The sequence below is a fragment of the Streptomyces scabichelini genome, assembly GCF_011045015.1.
Taxonomy (GTDB): Bacteria; Actinomycetota; Actinomycetes; order Streptomycetales; family Streptomycetaceae; genus Streptomyces; species Streptomyces scabichelini.
Genome location: NZ_JAAKZY010000055.1, coordinates 1 through 17659 on the forward strand (window position 1 = coordinate 1; position 17659 = coordinate 17659).

A 17659-nucleotide genomic window follows, 5' to 3' on the forward strand; every position below is an offset into this window, starting at 1 on the left:
GGGCTGGTGGAACTGCGGGGGCGTGTCCGGGGCCGATGAGAGGCCTTGGGGTGCTTTGGGGTGCTTTGGGGAGTGGGGCCGGGCCGGCGCTGGTGTTACCAAGGCATCGCCACGCCGCCGTTCGGGCGGAGGATCTGGCCCGTAGTGAAGGCCGAGGCGTCCGAGGCGAGATACAGGACCGCGTGCGCGATGTCGTCCGGCTCGCCGACCCGGCCCAGGGGTGACATCCGGGCCATGAACGCCTCGGTCCGCGCCTGGGCCTCCTCGCCGTGGCGGTCCGTCATGGGCGTACGGATCCAGCCCGGTGCCACCGCGTTGACGCGGATGCCGTGCGGACCCATCTCGGTCGCCAGGGTCTTGGTCAACTGGACGACGGCCGCCTTCGCCGCCCCATAGCAGAGCAGGCCGGGCCCGCCGGTGTCGACGGCACCCGAGGCCATGGTGACGATGCTGCCGCGCGTACCGGACGCGATCATGGCGCGGGCCGCCTCCTGGCACGCGTACAGCACGCCCTTGAAGTTCACGCCGAGCACCCGGTCGAGGTCCTCGTCGCGGGTCTCCAGGACCGGGCTGCTGTGCATGATCCCGGCGACGGCGGCCATCACATCAAGTCGTTCGCAGGCCGCGACGGCCTGGGCGAGGCGGACGCGGTCGGTGACGTCGAGGGGGTGCGTGTGGGCCACGCCGCCCTTGTCCTTGATCAGGGCCATCGTCTCGTCGAGGCCGCGCTCATCGCGGTCCGCGCAGTGGACGACGGCACCCGCTTCCGCGAGCAGCACGGCGCAGGCGCGGCCGATGCCGCTCGCGGCGCCGGTGACGAAAGCGGTGCGTCCGGTGAGGTCGTACGCCGAGACGGGCATGAAGGGACGGTACGAGGGTTTCTGACGGGTCGTCAATTAGTTGTACGGGATGGAGTTGGCCCCGTCTCGGGGACCGGGCCCGGCTGGCATGTCGGGCACCAGTAGGTGGGCCGCTCTCGGGACCCGTCGCCCTGGTTCGCCGTACGGATCGAGGTGTGGCAGCGCAGGCAGGGACGGGGTGCGCGGCCGTACACGTACAGGTTCTGGTCGCGGCGGCCCGTGGTGCTGCGGGCGGGGCGGTCTCGGTTGGCTTCCAGGAGTTTTCTGGCGAGGGCGGGCAGCTGGGCGGCGCGTTCGGCGGGGAGCTCGCCGATGGGCAGCCAGGGGGTGGCCCGGAGCAGGAAGCAGAGCTCGCTCTTGTAGACGTTGCCGATTCCGGCGAGGTTGCGCTGGTCGAGGAGGGCCTCGCCGAGCGGGCGGGCGGGGTCGCGCAGGAGATTCTCCAGGGCCTTGTCGGGGTCCCAGTCCGGGCCGAGGAGGTCGGGACCGAGGTGACCCACGGCCCGGTGTTCGTCGGTGGTGCGGAGCAGCTCCAGCACGGGGAGCCGGTAGCCGACGGCCGTGCGCTCCGCGGTGCCGAGGATCACACGGATCTGGTGACCGGGGCCGCCACTCCATCGCTCGCCGGGCGCGTACACCTTCCACGAACCGTCCATCCGCAGGTGCGAGTGCAGCGTCAGCCCGCCCTCGATACGGGTGAGCAGGTGCTTCCCGCGTGGGGTGACGTCCAGGACGGTGCGCCCGGTCAGGTCGGCCGTGGCGTACTTGGGCACCCGGAGGTCGGAGCGCGTGAGCACGCGGCCCGCGAGGGCGCTGTGCAGGCGCCGGGCGGTCTGCCAGACGGTGTCTCCTTCGGGCATGGGGTCCAGGGTGGCATGGGGTGGGCGGAAGCGTCTTGCCTAGGGAAGGCGGGAACGCTGGTGACGGGGTATGCGGGGCGCGGAGGGCACGGGGGCATGCGGCACGGTGACAGGTGACAGGTCGCTGGTGCGGCTCAGCGGTGCGAGGGCTGACTGGAGCCCTGGGCCTCGTTCGGACAGCACGTGCGTGTGCGCGGGGCGGGTGGGCTCATGCGCGGAGGCGTAGGCCTCGGGGGGTCGCGTGGAAACCGGCTCCTTCCAGGAGCGTGCCGAAGGGGGACGTCAGGGCCGAGGCGCCGTTCACGCGCTCCACCGTGACGGTGCCGAGGGAACCCGCGCGGGCGGCTGCCGAGAGCGCTTCGGCGGCTATGTGCAGGCGTGGATCGTCCAGCGGTGCAACGTCCGGGCCGGAGGGCCAGGCCAGGAGGGTCTTGCCGCCACGCTCCATGTAGAGCGTCAGCTCGCCGTCGACCAGCACGACCAGGGAACCCGCCTTGCGGCCGGGTTTGTGGCCCGCCCCGGTCGGGGGTTCCGGCCAGGGGAGAGCGGCGCCGTACGCGTTCGCCGGGTCGGCGGCGGCCAGGACGATGGCACGGGTGGCACTGCTCGGCCGGGGGCGGGAGCGGGAGGTGGGTCCGTTCGGGAAGCCGGTGTCGGACGAGGCATCGGCGAAGGGGTCCTGGAAGCCTGTGGTGGTGCCCGAGAAACCAGGCGTGCCCGGGAACCCCGGCTCGGGCAGGGCCTCGCCCCGTTCGCGAGCGTTGGCCGCCGCGCGCAGGCGGTCCACCGCGCCGTCCATCGCGAACTGTGCGGCGCCGAGCCCCTCCACCACGTAGCCACGGCGCGCCTGACCGCTGTCTTCGAACGCGGACAGAATGCGGTACGTCGCCGAGAAGCCGCCCTCGACGCCCTCCGCGGCGACCGCTCCACGGGTGACCACGCCGTGCCGGTCGAGCAGGGTGCGGGCCAGGGCGTGGGCGCGCACGGTGGGATCGGGCTCGCGGTCGGGGAACAGCGACCAGCGGCCCGCGACGGTGGGAGGGCCGGTCCGGGATGCGGGGCGCGCGGCGGCCGTCAGAGTGCCGTACCGCCCGCGCGGCACCGTGCGTTTCGCGCGATGGGCGGTGGAGCCCGCGGTGCGGCCCGAGCCCAGGAGGGAGCGCATCGGGCCAAGTGTGTCGTTCGTCAGCCGACCCGACCAGGCCAGGTCCCACAGGGCGTCGGCGAGTTGGGGGTCGGTGGCGTCGGGGTGCGTCGTGGCGCGGATCTGGTCGGCGATCTGGCGGAAGAAGAGGCCGTACCCCCCGGAGAGGGCGTCCAGGACCGACTGGTGGAGCGCGGTCAGCTCCAGTGGATGCGGGGGTGGCAGTAGCAATGGGGCCGTGTCCGCCAGATACAGGGACACCCAGCCGTCCTTGCCGGGCAGGGCGCCCGCTCCGGCCCACACCACCTCTCCGGCGGCGGTGAGTTCGTCGAGCATCGCGGGGGCGTAGTTCACGACGCGGGACGGCAGGACCAGCTTCTCGAGCGCGGAGGCGGGCACTGAGGCACCTTGCAACTGCTCGACGGCGCGTACGAGTCCGTCGATGCCGCGCAGTCCGTGCCCGCCGCCCAGGTGCTGCCACTGCGGCAGGAACTGGGCGAGTGCGGCGGGCGGCACCGGCTCCAGCTCCTGCCGCAGCGCCGCGAGCGAACGGCGCCGCAACCGGCGAAGCACCGCCGCGTCGCACCACTCCTGGCCGATCCCCGCCGGGTGGAACTCTCCCTGTACGACACGGCCGCCTCCGGCGAGCCTCTGCAGGGCGCCCTCGGTGACCGCCGTACCGAGGCCGAAGCGTGCCGCCGCTGACGTCGAGGTGAACGGGCCGTGGGTGCGTGCGTACCGCGCGAGGAGGTCGCCGAGCGGATCCTTGACCGGTTCGGTGAAGGCCTCGGGGACCCCGACGGGCAGCGCCGTGCCGAGTGCGTCACGCAGTCGGCCCGCGTCCTCGATCGCCGCCCAGTGGTCGGCTCCGGCGATCCGGACCCGGATGGCGCGGCGCGAAGCGGTCAGTTCCCGGACCCACTCCGGTTCGGCGCCGCGCTCGGCCAGTTCGGCGTCCGTGAGCGGGCCGAGCAGGCGCAGCAGGTCCGCGACGCTTTCAGGGTCCTTGGCGCGGCGGTCCTCGGTGAGCCACTGGAGTTCGCGCTCCAGCTCGGTCAGGACGTCGGCGTCCAGGAGCTCGCGCAGCTCGGCCTGGCCGAGGAGCTCGGCGAGTAGCCGCGAGTCCAGCGACAGGGCCGCGGCGCGGCGCTCTGCGAGCGGGGAGTCGCCCTCGTACAGAAACTGCGCGACGTATCCGAACAGCAGGGACCGCGCGAACGGTGACGGCTCCGGGGTCGTGACCTCGACGAGCCGCACCTTGCGGGACTCGATGTCGCCCATCAGCTCTGCGAGGCCGGGGACGTCGAAGACGTCCTGGAGGCACTCGCGGACCGCCTCCAGGACGATCGGGAAGGAGCCGAACTCGCTGGCCACCTGCAGCAGTTGGGAGGCACGCTGGCGCTGCTGCCACAGCGGGGTGCGTTTGCCGGGGCTGCGGCGCGGCAGCAGCAGGGCGCGGGCGGCGCACTCGCGGAAGCGGGACGCGAACAGGGCGGAGCCGCCCACCTGGTCGGTGACCATCTGGTTGACCTCGCCCTTGTCGAAGGCGACGTCCGCCGCTCCCACGGGGGCCTGTTCCGAGTCGTACTCCGTCCCCATCTTCAGGGGTTCCTGGTCGAGCAGGTCCAGGCCCATCAGGTCGGCGTCCGGGAGGCGCAGCACGATGCCGTCGTCGGCGTGCATGACCTGCGCCTCCATGCCGTACCGCTCGGAGAGTCGGGCGCCCAGCGCGAGGGCCCAGGGGGCGTGGACCTGGGCGCCGAAGGGGGAGTGCACGACGACCCGCCAGTCGCCCAGCTCGTCGCGGAACCGCTCGACGACGATGGTGCGGTCGTCCGGGATGTGGCCGCAGGCCTCGCGCTGTTCGGCCAGGTAGGACAGGACGTTGTCGGCGGCCCAGGCGTCGAGGCCGGCGGCCAGGAGCCGGAGCCGGGCGTCCTCCTTGGGCAGCGAACCGACCTCGCGCAGGAACGCGCCCACCGCGCGGCCCAGTTCGAGCGGGCGGCCGAGCTGGTCGCCCTTCCAGAACGGCAGCCTGCCCGGCACACCGGGCGCGGGCGAGACCAGGACGCGGTCGCGTGTGATGTCCTCGATGCGCCAAGAGCTGGTGCCGAGCGTGAAGACATCGCCTACGCGGGATTCATAGACCATCTCCTCGTCGAGCTCGCCGACCCGGCCGCCGCCCTTCTTGGGGTCGGCACCCGCAAGGAACACCCCGAAGAGGCCACGGTCCGGAATCGTGCCCCCGGAGGTGACGGCGAGGCGCTGCGCGCCGGGACGCCCGGTGACCGTACCGGCGACGCGGTCCCAGACGACGCGCGGCCGCAACTCCGCGAAGGCATCGGACGGATAGCGGCCCGCGAGCATGTCGAGCACCGCCGTGAACGCGGACTCCGGAAGCGACGCGAACGGCGCGGCCCGGCGGACCGTCCCGAGCAGGTCGTCGACCTGCCAGGTGTCGAGGGCGGTCATGGCGACCACCTGCTGGGCCAGCACGTCCAAGGGGTTGGCGGGGATGCGGAGGGACTCGATGGAGCCGGTGCGCATCCGCTCGGTGACCACGGCGGCCTGGACGAGGTCCCCTCGGTACTTGGGGAAGACCACGCCGGTGGAGACCGCCCCGACCTGGTGCCCCGCGCGGCCCACGCGCTGGAGCCCGGAGGCCACGGACGGCGGGGACTCGACCTGCACGACGAGGTCCACCGCGCCCATGTCGATGCCGAGTTCGAGACTGGAGGTGGCGACCACCGCGGGCAGACGGCCCGCCTTCAGATCCTCCTCGACCAGCGCGCGCTGCTCCTTGGAGACCGAGCCGTGGTGGGCGCGAGCGATGACCGGCGGGGCGCCCTGGGCCGCGCCCGAGCCGCCCATCAGCTCGGCCGGGGCATGGTGCTCCTCCAGAGGCTCGCCCGTCGCCCTCTCGTACGCGATCTCGTTGAGCCGGTTGCACAGTCGCTCCGCGAGCCGGCGGGAGTTCGCGAACACGATCGTCGAGCGGTGTGCCTGGACGAGGTCGGTAATCCTCTCCTCGACATGCGGCCAGATGGACGGGCGCTCGGCACCCTCTTCCGAGTCGGCGACCGGGGAGCCGCCCAGCTCGCCGAGGTCCTCGACCGGAACGACCACCGACAGGTCGAACTCCTTGCCGGACGGCGGCTGGACGATCTCCGCCTTGCGCTGCGGCGAGAGATAGCGCGCGACCTCATCGACCGGACGGACCGTCGCCGACAGGCCGATACGGCGCGCGGGCCTCGGCAGCAGCTCGTCGAGCCGCTCCAGGGTCAGCGCGAGGTGGGCTCCGCGCTTGGTGCCCGCGACGGCGTGCACCTCGTCCAGGATCACCGTCTCGATACCGGTCAGCGCGTCGCGCGTGGCCGACGTGAGCATCAGGAACAGCGACTCCGGAGTCGTGATCAGGATGTCCGGCGGGCGCGTGGACAGCGCGCGGCGCTCGGCGGCCGGGGTGTCACCGGAGCGGATACCGACCCTCACCTCGGGCTCGGGCAGCCCGAGACGCACCGCTTCCTGCTTGATGCCGGTCAGCGGGCTGCGCAGATTCCGCTCGACGTCGACAGCGAGGGCCTTGAGCGGCGACACGTACAGCACCCGGCAGCGCTTTTTGGGGTCGGCCGGCGGCGGGGTCGAGGCCAGCTGGTCGAGCGCGGCGAGGAACGCGGCCAGCGTCTTGCCCGAGCCGGTCGGGGCGACCACGAGCACGTCCGAGCCCTCTCCGATGGCTCGCCACGCCCCGGCCTGGGCGTCGGTGGGCGCGGAGAAGGCCCCCGTGAACCAGCCGCGGGTCGCGGGGGAGAAGCCGTCGAGGGCACCGTGTGCAGACCTGACCATGCCCCCATCCTGCACCCGCCCACTGACAACGGCCCGGACCTGCGAAAACGGTCTCGCGGCGAGCGGAAACGGTCTCGCGGCGAGGGCCGGCGTGGGGGACCTCGCCGGTGACACGGGCTGCGGTCGCGGTCTGCGGAGGCTCCGGTGCCGGCGGCGCGGGCGGTGCTGGCGGGGCCAGCGGTGCCGACGGTGCGGTGAGGGCGGTGCCGGCGGTGCGGTGAGGGCGGTGCGGCACTGGCAGTACTGGCGGTAGCGGCCTGAGACGGGTGTAGGGGCCGTCGGCCGAACTGTCGTCGGCTCTGACCGTCCTGCCTCGCGGCGGAGTGTGGGCTTCCGGCGGAGCCCTGTGCGTGGCGGCGCCCAGAACCCGGGATGCCGCCACGCACAGGGTGCCCGCGCCCGCCGAACCCAGCGGAGCGACCTGACGCAGAATGGGCACATGGCAGGTTCGGGGGAGCGAGCGCGGCACTGGCAGTACGCGGAACTGCCCGGTGTCGACCTGCTGCGGGCCCGGTACATCCGGAAGACCTTCGTCCGCCACACCCACGAGAACTTCGTCATCGCCGCCATCGCCGACGGCGTCGAGGTCTTCCACCACGGTGGCGCGGACCAGTACGCGGGACCCGGCTCCCTGGCCCTGGTCAACCCCGACACCCCGCACACGGGTCGCGCGGGCGTTCCCGAGGGCTGGCGGTACGGGGCGGTCTACCCGTCGCCGGACCTGGTGGCCGAGATCGCCGCCGAGACCACGCTGATCCGCGGCACCCCCGGATTCACCAGCCCGGTGCTCGACGACCCGTACGCCGCGCGCCTGGTCCACCAGGTGCTGCGCGCCGCCGACGAGGGCAACGCACTCGCCGCCGACACCCTGCTGAGGGTCGCCGTGATCCGGCTGCTGCGACTGAACGGCGGGCCGCTCCCGCAGCGCGCCCCGCGCGCGGCGGGCGCCCGAGCAGCGGCACGCGCGCGTGCCGTTCTCGAAGAACGGATGACCGAGCCGCCCACCCTGGAACGGCTCGCCGCCGACCTCGGCACCAGCCCCTTCGCACTGCTGCGCGCCTTCCGGGACACCTACGGCATGCCTCCCCACGCCTGGCTGACCGACGCCCGCGTACGCCGCGCACGTCACCTCCTGGACGCGGGCACCGCACCCGCCGAAGCCGCCCACGCCGTGGGGTTCACCGACCAGCCGCACCTCAACCGCCACTTCACCCGGATCGTGGGCGTGCCGCCGGGGGCGTACCAGCGCGAGCGCAAGAACGTACAAGACCCGCAGGAGAGGCTCGTTCTACCGTCCGAGGCGTGGCAGAACAGACAGCTTTCGCAGACACGCGCAGCGAAGACGGCGGGAAACCCGACGCCGCCGTCGTACGAGACGCCCTCGGAGTCGGGGTGGCCGTCGGACTGTCCGGTTTCGCCTTCGGGGTGACCTCGGCGGGCAGCGGGCTGACCCTGCTGCAGACCTGCGCGCTCAGCCTCCTGGTGTTCACCGGCGCCTCACAGTTCGCCCTCGTAGGGGCGCTCGCGGCCGGGGGCAACCCGTTCACCGCCGCCGCGGGCGCGTTCTTCCTGGGTGTGCGCAACGCCTTCTACGGGCTGCGTCTTTCGCAGTTGCTGGCGCTCCCGCGCGCGGTGCGGCCGTTCGCCGCCCAGTGGGTCATCGACGAGACCGCGGCCGTGGCGCTCGCCCAGCCCACGCGGCGCAGTGTGCGGATCGGCTTCACCGTCACCGGCCTGACCCTTTATGTGCTGTGGAACCTCACCACGCTGCTCGGCGCGCTGGGGGCCGAAGCCATCGGCGACACCGACGCATGGGGCCTGGATGCCGCAGGACCCGCCGTTTTCCTCGCCCTGCTCGCGCCCATGCTCAAGACCGCCACGGAACGGGCCGTCGCGGGCCTCGCGGTCGTCCTCGGCCTCGGGCTCCTGCCCGTACTGCCCGCCGGTGTGCCCGTCCTGGTGGCCGCGCTCGCCGCACCGGCCGTCCTGTGGGCGGAGGGCCGCCGCAGAGGGCGTACGACCGCTATGGAGGCCGCCAACGACGCACCGGGGGAAGACCGTTGAACATCTGGATCGCGATCGGCGTGACCGCCGTCGGCTGCTACGCCGTCAAACTCATCGGTCTGCTCGTCCCCGCGGGCGTCCTGGAACGGCCGCTCGTCAAACGGCTGGCCGCCCTGCTGCCCGTCGCTCTGCTGGCCGCTCTCACGGCCCAGCAGACCTTTGCCGACGGCCGGGTCCTCGTACTGGACGCGAAGGCCGCAGGCCTCGCGGCAGCCGCCGTGGTCCTGCTTCTGCGGGCCCCCTTCCTGCTCGTCGTTGCGGCGGCCGTGGTGGTGACGGCAGGAGTGCGGGCGATGGCAGGTTGACGGAGAACGGCACGCGCGCGTGGAGGCCGGTTCGCGTCGACGGGCGCACCGCCCCGAGAGCCCTCGCCCCGGGTACGTCAGATGATGGGCCGTCCGTACGCCCGCAGGGTGCGCAGCGCTTCGATCGTGACGATCGGACGTGCCTCCAGGGCGGTCCCCGGCGCCCACTGGCGCCAGCGGATCGGCCAGCCGCCGTCCTCCTGCTGGTCGCTCGCCAAGAAGTCCAGCGAGCGCGCCATCTCCTCGTCGGTGAACCACGCGCGCGCTAGCGAGTCCGGCGTCTTGGCGTAGTCGTGCACGAAGTGGTGCTCGCCCGGCGCGTAGCCGGGCGCCGCCGGGAACGCATCGAGGTGCTCCGGGTCCAGTGCCGCGAGCCGATGCTCACGCACCAGGCGGCCGAGCCGGTCGGCGGCCGCCTCCGCACGCGAGCGGTCGGGCACGGAGTCCAGGAAGGCCACGGCCGCCTCGATCTCGTACGGATGCGACTTCTCCAGGGACTCCACCGCCTGCCAGCAGAAGTCGGTGGCCCTGAACAGCCAGGCGTGCCACACCTCGTTGCGGTGCAACATGCCCACCACGGGTCCCGTGGAGAGGAGTTCACTGGGGGGAGCGTCCACGACCGGCACGAAGGGCGCCGCCGGATAGCCGCGCTGGCTGGGATGGACCGCCGGCAGCGCACCGTCCCGCGTCGACACGGCGGTCAGATAACGGCACACGCGCTCCACCCGCTGCCCGCCGCACCGCCCGATCGAGTCCAGGACACGCAGCGCGTGCCCGGTGTGCAGGGGCTGGCTGACCGGGCCGCGAAGATCGGGTTCGAGCGCATGACCGTACCCCTCGTCCTCGTTGCGGTAGGCGGCCAGCGCGGTCTCGACCGCGTCGGCACTGCCACCGAGGAAGTGGTACGCGAAACGCCGCTGCTCCAGCACGCGCGCGGTGAGCCAGATGAAGTGCTCGGCGCGGGCGAGCGGGGAGTGCGCCGGGGGCTTCGGGGGGAGTGGGGATGCTCCAGATTCGGCCATGGTCCGACCGTAGGACGGAAAGCGTTCTCGGCGAACGGTCCCGGCTCGGCCCCACCCTCAGGGGCGGGATACTGGAGTCATGCGGTTGACGGTCTTCTGGCAGCGGATGGCGGATCACTTCGGCAAGGGGTACGCCGACACCTTCGCGCGCGATCACGTGATGTCGGAGCTCGGCGGACGCACCGTGCACCAGGCGCTGGACGCGGGCTGGGAGGCGAAGGACGTGTGGCACGCGGTGTGCGCGGCCATGAACGTTCCGTACGAAAAGCGCTGACCGGCCACGAAGATCCGCGGACCGGGACCGATTGTCGGTGGCGTGGGCCAGACTTGGACGGTGGCATCGACAGACGAGACCGCCCAGGTCGGACAGCACGCATCCCCGCTAGGCACGACGCCGCCCACGCGGCCCTCGGCCGCAGACCCGGCGGGGAGCACCCGCATGCCGCGTTGGCTGCCGCGCGCCATGGTGCTCGCGCTCGCCCTCATCGCCTCCTTTCAGCTGGGCAGTTGGGCCTTCCATCAGCTGACCGGGCTGCTGATCAACATTCTGATCGCGTTCTTCCTGGCGCTCGCCATCGAGCCGGCGGTGAGCTGGATGGCGTCGCGCGGCATGCGCCGAGGGCTGGCCACCGCGCTCGTGTTCTTCGCCGTGATGATCGCGAGCGCGGGCTTCGTCACACTGCTCGGTTCGATGCTCGCCGGACAGATCATCGACATCGTCGAGGATTTCCCGAAGTACGTCGACTCGGTGATCAGCTGGATCAACACGACCTTCCACACGGAGCTCAATCGGGTCGACATCCAGGACAGCCTGCTCCGCTCCGACTGGCTCAAGAAGTACGTGCAGAGCGGCGCGAGCGGCGTCCTGGACGTGTCCGCGCAGGTGGTGGGCGGTCTCTTCCAGCTCCTGACGATCACGCTGTTCGCGTTCTACTTCGCCGCCGACGGACCGCGACTGCGGCGCGCGCTGTGCTCAGTACTCCCACCCGCCCGCCAGGCCGAGGTGCTGCGCGCATGGGAGATCGCCGTCAACAAGACCGGGGGTTACATCTACTCGCGCGGCCTGATGGCACTGATCTCGGGTATAGCGCACTACATCCTGCTGGAGTCCCTCGGTGTGAACTACGCGCCCGTGCTCGCCGTCTGGGTGGGCCTGGTGTCGCAGTTCATCCCCACGATCGGCACGTATCTCGCCGGCGCCCTGCCGATGCTGATCGCCTTCACGGTCGACCCCTGGTACGCGCTGTGGGTGATGATCTTCGTCGTGATCTACCAGCAGTTCGAGAACTACGTGCTGCAGCCCAAACTGACCGCCAGGACCGTGGATGTCCACCCGGCGGTCGCCTTCGGATCGGTCATCGCGGGCACCGCGCTGCTCGGCGCCGTCGGCGCGCTGATCGCCATCCCCGCGGTCGCCACGCTGCAGGCATTCCTGGGGGCGTACGTGAAGCGGTACGACGTCACGGACGACCCTCGCGTGCACGGGCACCGCGGGCGAGGGTCGGGCGTGGTCCTCGCGCGCATGCGAGGCGTCCTGCGGGGGCCGAGGACGCAGCCGGTCGTGGAGGAGGAAGCGGTGCCGGACTCCTCGTAGCGCACCCGCGCACCCGCGGACACCGCCCGCGTGCCGCCCGCACATCACCCGTACGGCCCCGGCAGCGGCCGGGCGTTCAGCCGGGTGTTCGGTGGTGAACCCGGGCATGGTGAAGCCGTGTGGTGCGCTTGACACTAAAATCGAACATCCATTCTTATGGAGTCTCCGGCGGGGCTCACGACGGCGATTTCGCGGGGAAGTGCCCGAGTTATCCACAGGCAGGACGGGCGTCGGGGCGCATTGTCAGTGGCAGGCGTTAGCGTCTTTGACGTGAAGCGATCGACTCAAGCAAATCGGGTGGAACCCATGGCAGGAACCGACCGCGAGAAGGCCCTCGAAGCCGCACTCGCACAGATTGAACGGCAGTTCGGCAAGGGCGCAGTGATGCGCATGGGCGAGCGGCCGAACGAGCCCATCGAGGTCATCCCCACCGGGTCGACCGCACTCGACGTGGCGCTCGGCGTCGGCGGCATCCCGCGCGGCCGAGTGGTGGAGGTGTACGGACCGGAGTCCTCCGGCAAGACGACCCTGACGCTGCACGCGGTGGCGAACGCGCAGAAGGCCGGCGGCCAGGTGGCGTTCGTGGACGCGGAGCACGCCCTCGACCCCGAGTACGCGAAGAAGCTCGGCGTCGACATCGACAACCTGATCCTGTCCCAGCCGGACAACGGCGAGCAGGCCCTGGAAATCGTCGACATGCTGGTTCGCTCCGGCGCCCTCGACCTCATCGTCATCGACTCCGTCGCCGCCCTGGTGCCGCGCGCGGAGATCGAGGGCGAGATGGGCGACTCGCACGTGGGTCTGCAGGCCCGCCTGATGAGCCAGGCTCTCCGGAAGATCACCAGCGCGCTCAACCAGTCGAAGACCACGGCGATCTTCATCAACCAGCTCCGCGAGAAGATCGGCGTGATGTTCGGCTCCCCGGAGACCACGACCGGTGGCCGGGCGCTGAAGTTCTACGCCTCGGTGCGCATGGACATCCGCCGCATCGAGACCCTGAAGGACGGTACGGACGCGGTGGGCAACCGCACCCGCGTCAAGGTCGTCAAGAACAAGGTCGCCCCGCCCTTCAAGCAGGCCGAGTTCGACATCCTCTACGGACAGGGCATCAGCCGCGAGGGCGGCCTGATCGACATGGGCGTGGAACACGGCTTCGTCCGCAAGGCCGGCGCCTGGTACACGTACGAGGGCGACCAGCTCGGCCAGGGCAAAGAGAACGCCCGCAACTTCCTCAAGGACAACCCCGACCTCGCCAACGAGATCGAGAAGAAGATCAAGGAGAAGCTGGGCGTCGGTGTGAAGCCGGCGGAGCCGACCGTCGAGCCGGGCGCGGACGCGGCGGTCTCGGCCGCCCCGGACGAAGCCGTGAAGACGGTGCCCGCTCCGGCGGCCAAGGCCACCAAGTCCAAGGCCGCGGCGGCCAAGAGCTGATCCATGACGCGACGAACCGACTGGGCCGAGTACGTCTACCCCGGTGTCCCGGAGGGACAGGGCCACCGAGGTGACATCGGCTTCGTCGGAGACAGCGACAGGGTGGACGGCGGTGACGGGCTGGACGGCACCGGCGCATGGGGCGCCGCGGGGGCGTACGGCGGTGATCCGGACGGTGACGGCAGGCCGGACGGTGATCCGAGCCGTGGTGACGGCTCGTCCCAGGGCGATGGTCTGCGGCACGGTGACGGTGCGCCAAGCAGCGGCTCGCGTCGGGGTGGTCGGCGCGGCGGTGGCTGGTCGCATGGAGGTGACGGATCGCGAGAAACAGGGCCTCAGGGCGATGACGGTCCACGGGGCGGTGGCCGTGGACGGGCCCGTGGCCGTCGGAAGCGCGGCTTCGGTGAAACGTCCGGCGGCCCGCAGGACGAAGGCCCCCCTTCCTCGTCGAGGGCCGAGGCGGGGGAGCCTTCAGGGGACCCGGCTGAGCGGGCGCGGGCAATCTGTCTGCGTCTGCTCACCGGGACCCCGCGCACGCGTAAGCAACTCGCGGACGCGCTGCGCAAGCGCGAGATCCCGGACGACGTGGCGGCCGAGGTGCTGTCCCGATTCGAAGAGGTCGGCCTGATCAACGACAGCGCCTTCGCGGACGCCTGGGTGGAATCCCGGCACCACGGCCGGGGTCTGGCCAGGCGGGCACTCGCGCAGGAGCTGCGGACCAAGGGCGTGGACTCGACGCTGATCGACGAGGCCGTGGCTCAACTCGACTCCGAGCAGGAGGAGGCGACGGCGCGCGAACTCGTGGCCCGCAAGCTGCGCTCCACCCGCGGACTCGACCGCGACAAGCGGCTACGGCGCCTCGCGGGCATGCTGGCCCGCAAGGGCTACTCCGAGGGCATGGCCCTGCGTGTGGTCCGGCAGGCCTTGGAGGAAGAAGGCGAGGACACGGAGGGGTTGGGAGAAGACGGGTTCTGATCCAAGGCCCGACCGTGGCTGCCAGGCGCACCTTGGTTGTCCAGAAGCGGCTGCCCCTTCACGGGTCCTGAACACGGTAGACGCGCGGGGGCGCCGATCGCGTTCAGGACCCGGATGCCTGCCCGGACCCTGGTGAGACGCAGGGCCCAACTCCCCGCCCGGAGTGGGGTTAACCCCCGCTGAAGACGCTGGGCCGCCGTAGTGCACAGACACCTGTGCACAGACGACTGTGTACGCATGGCACAGGAACCCGGCGCCACACACCCCGCGGAGCAGGGGCCCGCCCAGACCAGCCCCTCGGCAGAGCCGCCCGCCCCCATCGAGCTCTCCGACCTCGCCGCCCTCAAAGCGCTCGCCCAACCCCGGCGGCAGCGAATGCTGCAGCACCTCACCGTGCACGGCCCCGCCACGTCCGCGACGCTCGCCCGGGCCCTCGGACTCAACACCGGGGCCACCAGCTACCACCTGCGCGAACTTGCCCGCTACGGCTTCGTCGAGGAGACCGAGGCGGCAGACGGAAGCGCCGGCCACGGCCGGGAGCGCTGGTGGCGAGCCGTCCCCGGCGACCGCCGCTTCCCGCCCCGCAGCCGCCAGAGCCCCGAAATGCGGCTCGTCATGGACGAGTTGAACCACCACGCGTACGCCGCCGACCTCGAACTCTTCGAACAGCTCCAGCGGGACGCGGCCGACGACCCGTGGGCCGACGCGTTCCCGTACTCACGCGGAACCATCCGGCTGACGCTCCCCGAACTCCGCGAGTTCTTCGAGGAGTACATCGCGCTCCTCAACCGCTACAAGCGCCCCGAGGCCGACACCCCGCCCGGCGCGCGCACGGTGCTCACCCGGTTCCTCGCCTATCCCGCCCAGGCCGATGCGCCGGGGGCCACCCAGGCCGACGCGCCGGGAGCCACCCAGGCCGACAAGCCGGACGACTCCCGGATCGACGCCCCGGGCGACTCCACGCCCGACAACAGAAAAGAGACCGAGACCTCATGATGCTGCGCTACGCCCTGCAGACCGTCCGGGACCGCAAAGGCGGCTTCCTCGGTGCCTTCATCGCCCTGATGTGCGCTGCTGCCCTCATCACCGCCTGCGGCACCCTCCTCGAAACCGGGCTCCGCGGCACCATCGGCACCGAGCGCTACGCCGCCGCCCCCGTCGTGGTCTCCGCCGACCAGAACGTCCACCAGACCACCGTCAAGCACAAGAAGGGCAAGACGAAGACCAAACACAAGGCCAAACCGATAGCCGAGCGGGCGTGGCTGTCCGACGACCTCGCCGCAAGACTGAACAGCGCTTCCGGCGTAGGCAAGGTCGTCCCCGAACTGACCTTCATGGCCCAGCCTTTGACACCCGGGGGCACCGGTGACAGGACTCCCTACGGTCACGCCTGGGACTCCGCGGTTCTCACCCCGTACAAGCTCACCGCGGGCACCCCGCCCAAAACACAGAGCGATCTGGTCGTCGACCGCTACCTCGCTGACCGCGCTCACCTCAAGCCCGGCGACCGCCTCGCCGTCCAGTCCACCAAGAGCCCGCGTACGTACCGGATCACTGGAATCGCGACGCCCACCGTCGCCGACGTACGCCACCAGACCTCGCTCTTCTTCTCCACCGCCGAGGCCCGGCGCCTCGCCGCGCACCCCGGACAGGTCACGGCGTTCGGCGTCATCCCCGACAAGGGCACGGAAACGGCAACCCTCAAAGCGTCCGTGAGCAAGGCGCTGCACGGCACCACCGCGCAGATCAGCGCGGGCGACGAGCGCGGCCCCGTCGAGTTCCTGGACGCGGCCGCCGCCCGCATCAGACTGGTCAGCATGGGCGGCGCGATGGGCGGTACATCCCTGCTCGTCGCCGTACTCGTGGTCGTCGGCACCTTCGCGCTCTCCGTGCAGCAGCGCCACCGCGAACTCGCCCTGCTGCGCGCCATCGCCGCCACACCGGGGCAGATCCGCAAGCTGCTCGGCCGGGAAGCCCTGCTCGTAGGCGCGGCCGCCGGAGCTGCCGGAGCGCTCGCGGGACTGCCACTGGGCAGCTGGCTGTACAGCAGGTTTATCGCCATGGGCGCCGTGCCCGCCACACTTCAGCACACGGTCAGCGTCTTCCCGCTGTTCGCCGCGATCGCCGCCACCCTGTTCGGCGCCTGGGCCGCCGCCCGTATCTCCTCCCGCCGCATCACCCGTATGCGCCCGGCTGAGGCGCTCGCCGAGGCCAGGGTCGAGCGCACCCGGCCCGCATGGGGGCGCATCCTCGCGGGTCTCGCACTGCTCGCCGGAGGCACGGTCCTCGTCGCCGTACTCAGCGTTCTGCGCACCGAGCCCGCCTCGACTCCCGTGACTTTCCTGGCCGTTGTGGTTCTCTCCACGTCCGTGGCCCTGCTGGGCCCACTCCTGGTGAGGGCAGCCGCGGCGATCCTGGGCGGCCCGCTGCGGCTGACCGGTCCGGGCGGCAGGCTCGCCAAGGCCAACCTCCGCGGCAATGCCGCCCGCATGGCTTCCGTGGTCACCCCGCTCACCCTCCTCATCGGTATGACCTGCACCGTCCTCTTCGTCCAGCCGACGCTCGGTGACGCCGCCCGCGCCCAGGCCCGCGAGGGCATCCGTGCCGACTGGGTCCTCGCCGCCCAGGGACCCGGCGTCCCGGCACAGGCCGCGCAGCAGCTCCGTACGGACGACGACGTCGCCACCGAAGTCGTCCGCACAACCGTCCGGGTCGGCCTCGACAAGTACGCGGCACAGGGCATCACCACTTCCGGGCTCACTCGCACGTGGGACCCGGACGTCACCGCGGGCTCTCTCTCGAAGCTCACGAACGACACAGTCGCCGTCAGCGAACTCGCCGCGGACCAGCTCCACTTGAAGCCCGGCAGCACGCTGAAAATCACCCTCGGCGACGGCACACCCGTCACGCTCACCGTCGCCGCCGTCTACGCCAAGGGCCTCGGCTTCGGCGACCTCACCATGGCCCACGACCTGGTCGCCCGTCACGTCGACAACCCACTCGCGGCCACCGTCCTCGTCTCCACCACCCGATCACAGAAAGAACTCGCGGCCGCCGTCCGGAAGTTCCCCGGCGTCCAGGTTGTCTCACCGGACACCGCGGACTCCCTGCAGGCCGAGCGCCAGCAGGCGAACGCCGAGGTCAATTACCTCGCCATGGGGCTCGTCCTGGCCTTCACCGCCATCGCCGTCGTCAACACGCTGGCCATGTCGGTCTCCGAGCGCGTCCGCGAGTTCGCGATGCTCCGCCTCGCGGGAGCCAGCCGCCGCCAGGTGCTGCGGATGCTGCGCACCGAGGCGCTGTCGGTCCTGCTGCTGGCCACGGCCCTGGGCAGCGGCATCGCGCTCGCCGTCCTCACGGCGTTCAGCGTCGGCATGACCGGCAGCGCGGCCCCGGCAGTCACGCCCCTGGTGTACGTCGCGGTGGTCGCGGCGGCCGGCCTGCTGGCCCTCGTCGCCACCGCCCTGCCGGGGCGAGCCGCGCTGAAGCCTCGTCCTGTCACGGTGGCGACGGCCAGGGAGTGAGGGCTGATACGCCCAGGGAGTAAGGGCAATACGC

At 71.6% G+C, this 17659-nt stretch carries 12 protein-coding genes and 1 pseudogene; 9 read left to right on the top strand and 4 right to left on the bottom strand.

The annotated features are described in order from the left end of the window. Positions 1-95: 95 nt before the first annotated feature. The 3 genes from G5C60_RS18925 to G5C60_RS18935 all read right to left on the bottom strand — a co-directional run bounded on the left by G5C60_RS18925 (position 96) and on the right by G5C60_RS18935 (position 6710). Positions 96-860, bottom strand: a complete 765-nt coding sequence (locus G5C60_RS18925) for an SDR family NAD(P)-dependent oxidoreductase (RefSeq protein ID WP_165260765.1) — start codon at positions 858-860, stop codon at positions 96-98. A gap of 32 nt (positions 861-892) precedes the next feature. Next, entirely contained in the window at positions 893-1720 is an 828-nt protein-coding gene (locus tag G5C60_RS18930) for an Fpg/Nei family DNA glycosylase (RefSeq protein WP_165260767.1), read from the bottom strand. A 208-nt stretch (positions 1721-1928) separates the two neighbouring features. Then, positions 1929-6710 carry an ATP-dependent helicase gene (locus G5C60_RS18935; protein WP_165260769.1) on the bottom strand — a complete coding sequence of 1594 codons (4782 nt, stop codon included), beginning with the start codon at positions 6708-6710 and terminating at the stop codon, positions 1929-1931. A gap of 439 nt (positions 6711-7149) precedes the next feature. Between G5C60_RS18935 and G5C60_RS18940 the strand changes: the two are divergent. From G5C60_RS18940 to G5C60_RS18950, 3 genes and pseudogenes are all read left to right on the top strand, one after another. Next, a pseudogene (locus tag G5C60_RS18940) lies at positions 7150-7899 on the top strand (AraC family transcriptional regulator); the annotation flags it as partial. A 113-nt stretch (positions 7900-8012) separates the two neighbouring features. Beyond that, positions 8013-8774 (top strand): AzlC family ABC transporter permease, encoded by a 762-nt coding sequence (locus G5C60_RS18945; RefSeq protein WP_165260771.1) that lies wholly within the window; start codon positions 8013-8015, stop codon positions 8772-8774. Next, entirely contained in the window at positions 8771-9079 is a 309-nt protein-coding gene (locus G5C60_RS18950) for an AzlD domain-containing protein (protein WP_165260773.1), read from the top strand. The genes G5C60_RS18945 and G5C60_RS18950 overlap by 4 nt, the downstream gene beginning before the upstream one ends. A 77-nt stretch (positions 9080-9156) precedes the next feature. Here the strand turns inward: G5C60_RS18950 and G5C60_RS18955 are convergent, their stop codons facing one another. Next, on the bottom strand, positions 9157-10101 hold the full coding sequence (locus G5C60_RS18955; RefSeq protein WP_165260775.1) for a hypothetical protein: 945 nt from the start codon (positions 10099-10101) through the stop codon (positions 9157-9159). Positions 10102-10180: 79 nt separating this feature from the next. Here G5C60_RS18955 and G5C60_RS18960 point away from each other — a divergent pair, with 79 nt between their 5' ends. The 6 genes from G5C60_RS18960 to G5C60_RS18985 all read left to right on the top strand — a co-directional run bounded on the left by G5C60_RS18960 (position 10181) and on the right by G5C60_RS18985 (position 17625). Further along, positions 10181-10375: a DUF3046 domain-containing protein gene (locus tag G5C60_RS18960; RefSeq protein WP_165260777.1), complete on the top strand. Its 195-nt coding sequence runs from the start codon at positions 10181-10183 to the stop codon at positions 10373-10375. A gap of 60 nt (positions 10376-10435) precedes the next feature. Beyond that, positions 10436-11695: an AI-2E family transporter gene (locus G5C60_RS18965; RefSeq protein WP_165260779.1), complete on the top strand. Its 1260-nt coding sequence runs from the start codon at positions 10436-10438 to the stop codon at positions 11693-11695. Positions 11696-12001: 306 nt separating this feature from the next. Then, positions 12002-13126 (top strand): recombinase RecA, encoded by a 1125-nt coding sequence (recA, locus tag G5C60_RS18970; protein WP_165260781.1) that lies wholly within the window; start codon positions 12002-12004, stop codon positions 13124-13126. Positions 13127-13129: 3 nt separating this feature from the next. Then, complete coding sequence (gene recX, locus G5C60_RS18975) at positions 13130-14101, top strand: recombination regulator RecX (protein WP_165260783.1); 972 nt, start codon at positions 13130-13132, stop codon at positions 14099-14101. A 237-nt stretch (positions 14102-14338) separates the two neighbouring features. Then, positions 14339-15097 carry an ArsR/SmtB family transcription factor gene (locus G5C60_RS18980; protein WP_165260785.1) on the top strand — a complete coding sequence of 253 codons (759 nt, stop codon included), beginning with the start codon at positions 14339-14341 and terminating at the stop codon, positions 15095-15097. Further along, complete coding sequence (locus G5C60_RS18985; protein WP_165260787.1) at positions 15094-17625, top strand: FtsX-like permease family protein; 2532 nt, start codon at positions 15094-15096, stop codon at positions 17623-17625. Before G5C60_RS18980 ends, G5C60_RS18985 begins: the two co-directional genes overlap by 4 nt. The last annotated feature ends 34 nt before the right edge of the window (positions 17626-17659 follow it).

Excerpts from the sequence above, each read along its gene's own strand:
- G5C60_RS18935 (WP_165260769.1), bottom strand. The coding sequence starts at position 6,710 with ATGGTCAGGTCTGCACACGGTGCCCTCGACGGCTTCTCCCCCGCGACC.
- recA (WP_165260781.1), top strand. The coding sequence starts at position 12,002 with ATGGCAGGAACCGACCGCGAGAAGGCCCTCGAAGCCGCACTCGCACAG.
- G5C60_RS18930 (WP_165260767.1), bottom strand. The coding sequence starts at position 1,720 with ATGCCCGAAGGAGACACCGTCTGGCAGACCGCCCGGCGCCTGCACAGC.
- recX (WP_165260783.1), top strand. The coding sequence starts at position 13,130 with ATGACGCGACGAACCGACTGGGCCGAGTACGTCTACCCCGGTGTCCCG.
- G5C60_RS18960 (WP_165260777.1), top strand. The coding sequence starts at position 10,181 with ATGCGGTTGACGGTCTTCTGGCAGCGGATGGCGGATCACTTCGGCAAG.
- G5C60_RS18955 (WP_165260775.1), bottom strand. The coding sequence starts at position 10,101 with ATGGCCGAATCTGGAGCATCCCCACTCCCCCCGAAGCCCCCGGCGCAC.
- G5C60_RS18985 (WP_165260787.1), top strand. The coding sequence starts at position 15,094 with ATGATGCTGCGCTACGCCCTGCAGACCGTCCGGGACCGCAAAGGCGGC.
- G5C60_RS18980 (WP_165260785.1), top strand. The coding sequence starts at position 14,339 with ATGGCACAGGAACCCGGCGCCACACACCCCGCGGAGCAGGGGCCCGCC.
- G5C60_RS18925 (WP_165260765.1), bottom strand. The coding sequence starts at position 860 with ATGCCCGTCTCGGCGTACGACCTCACCGGACGCACCGCTTTCGTCACC.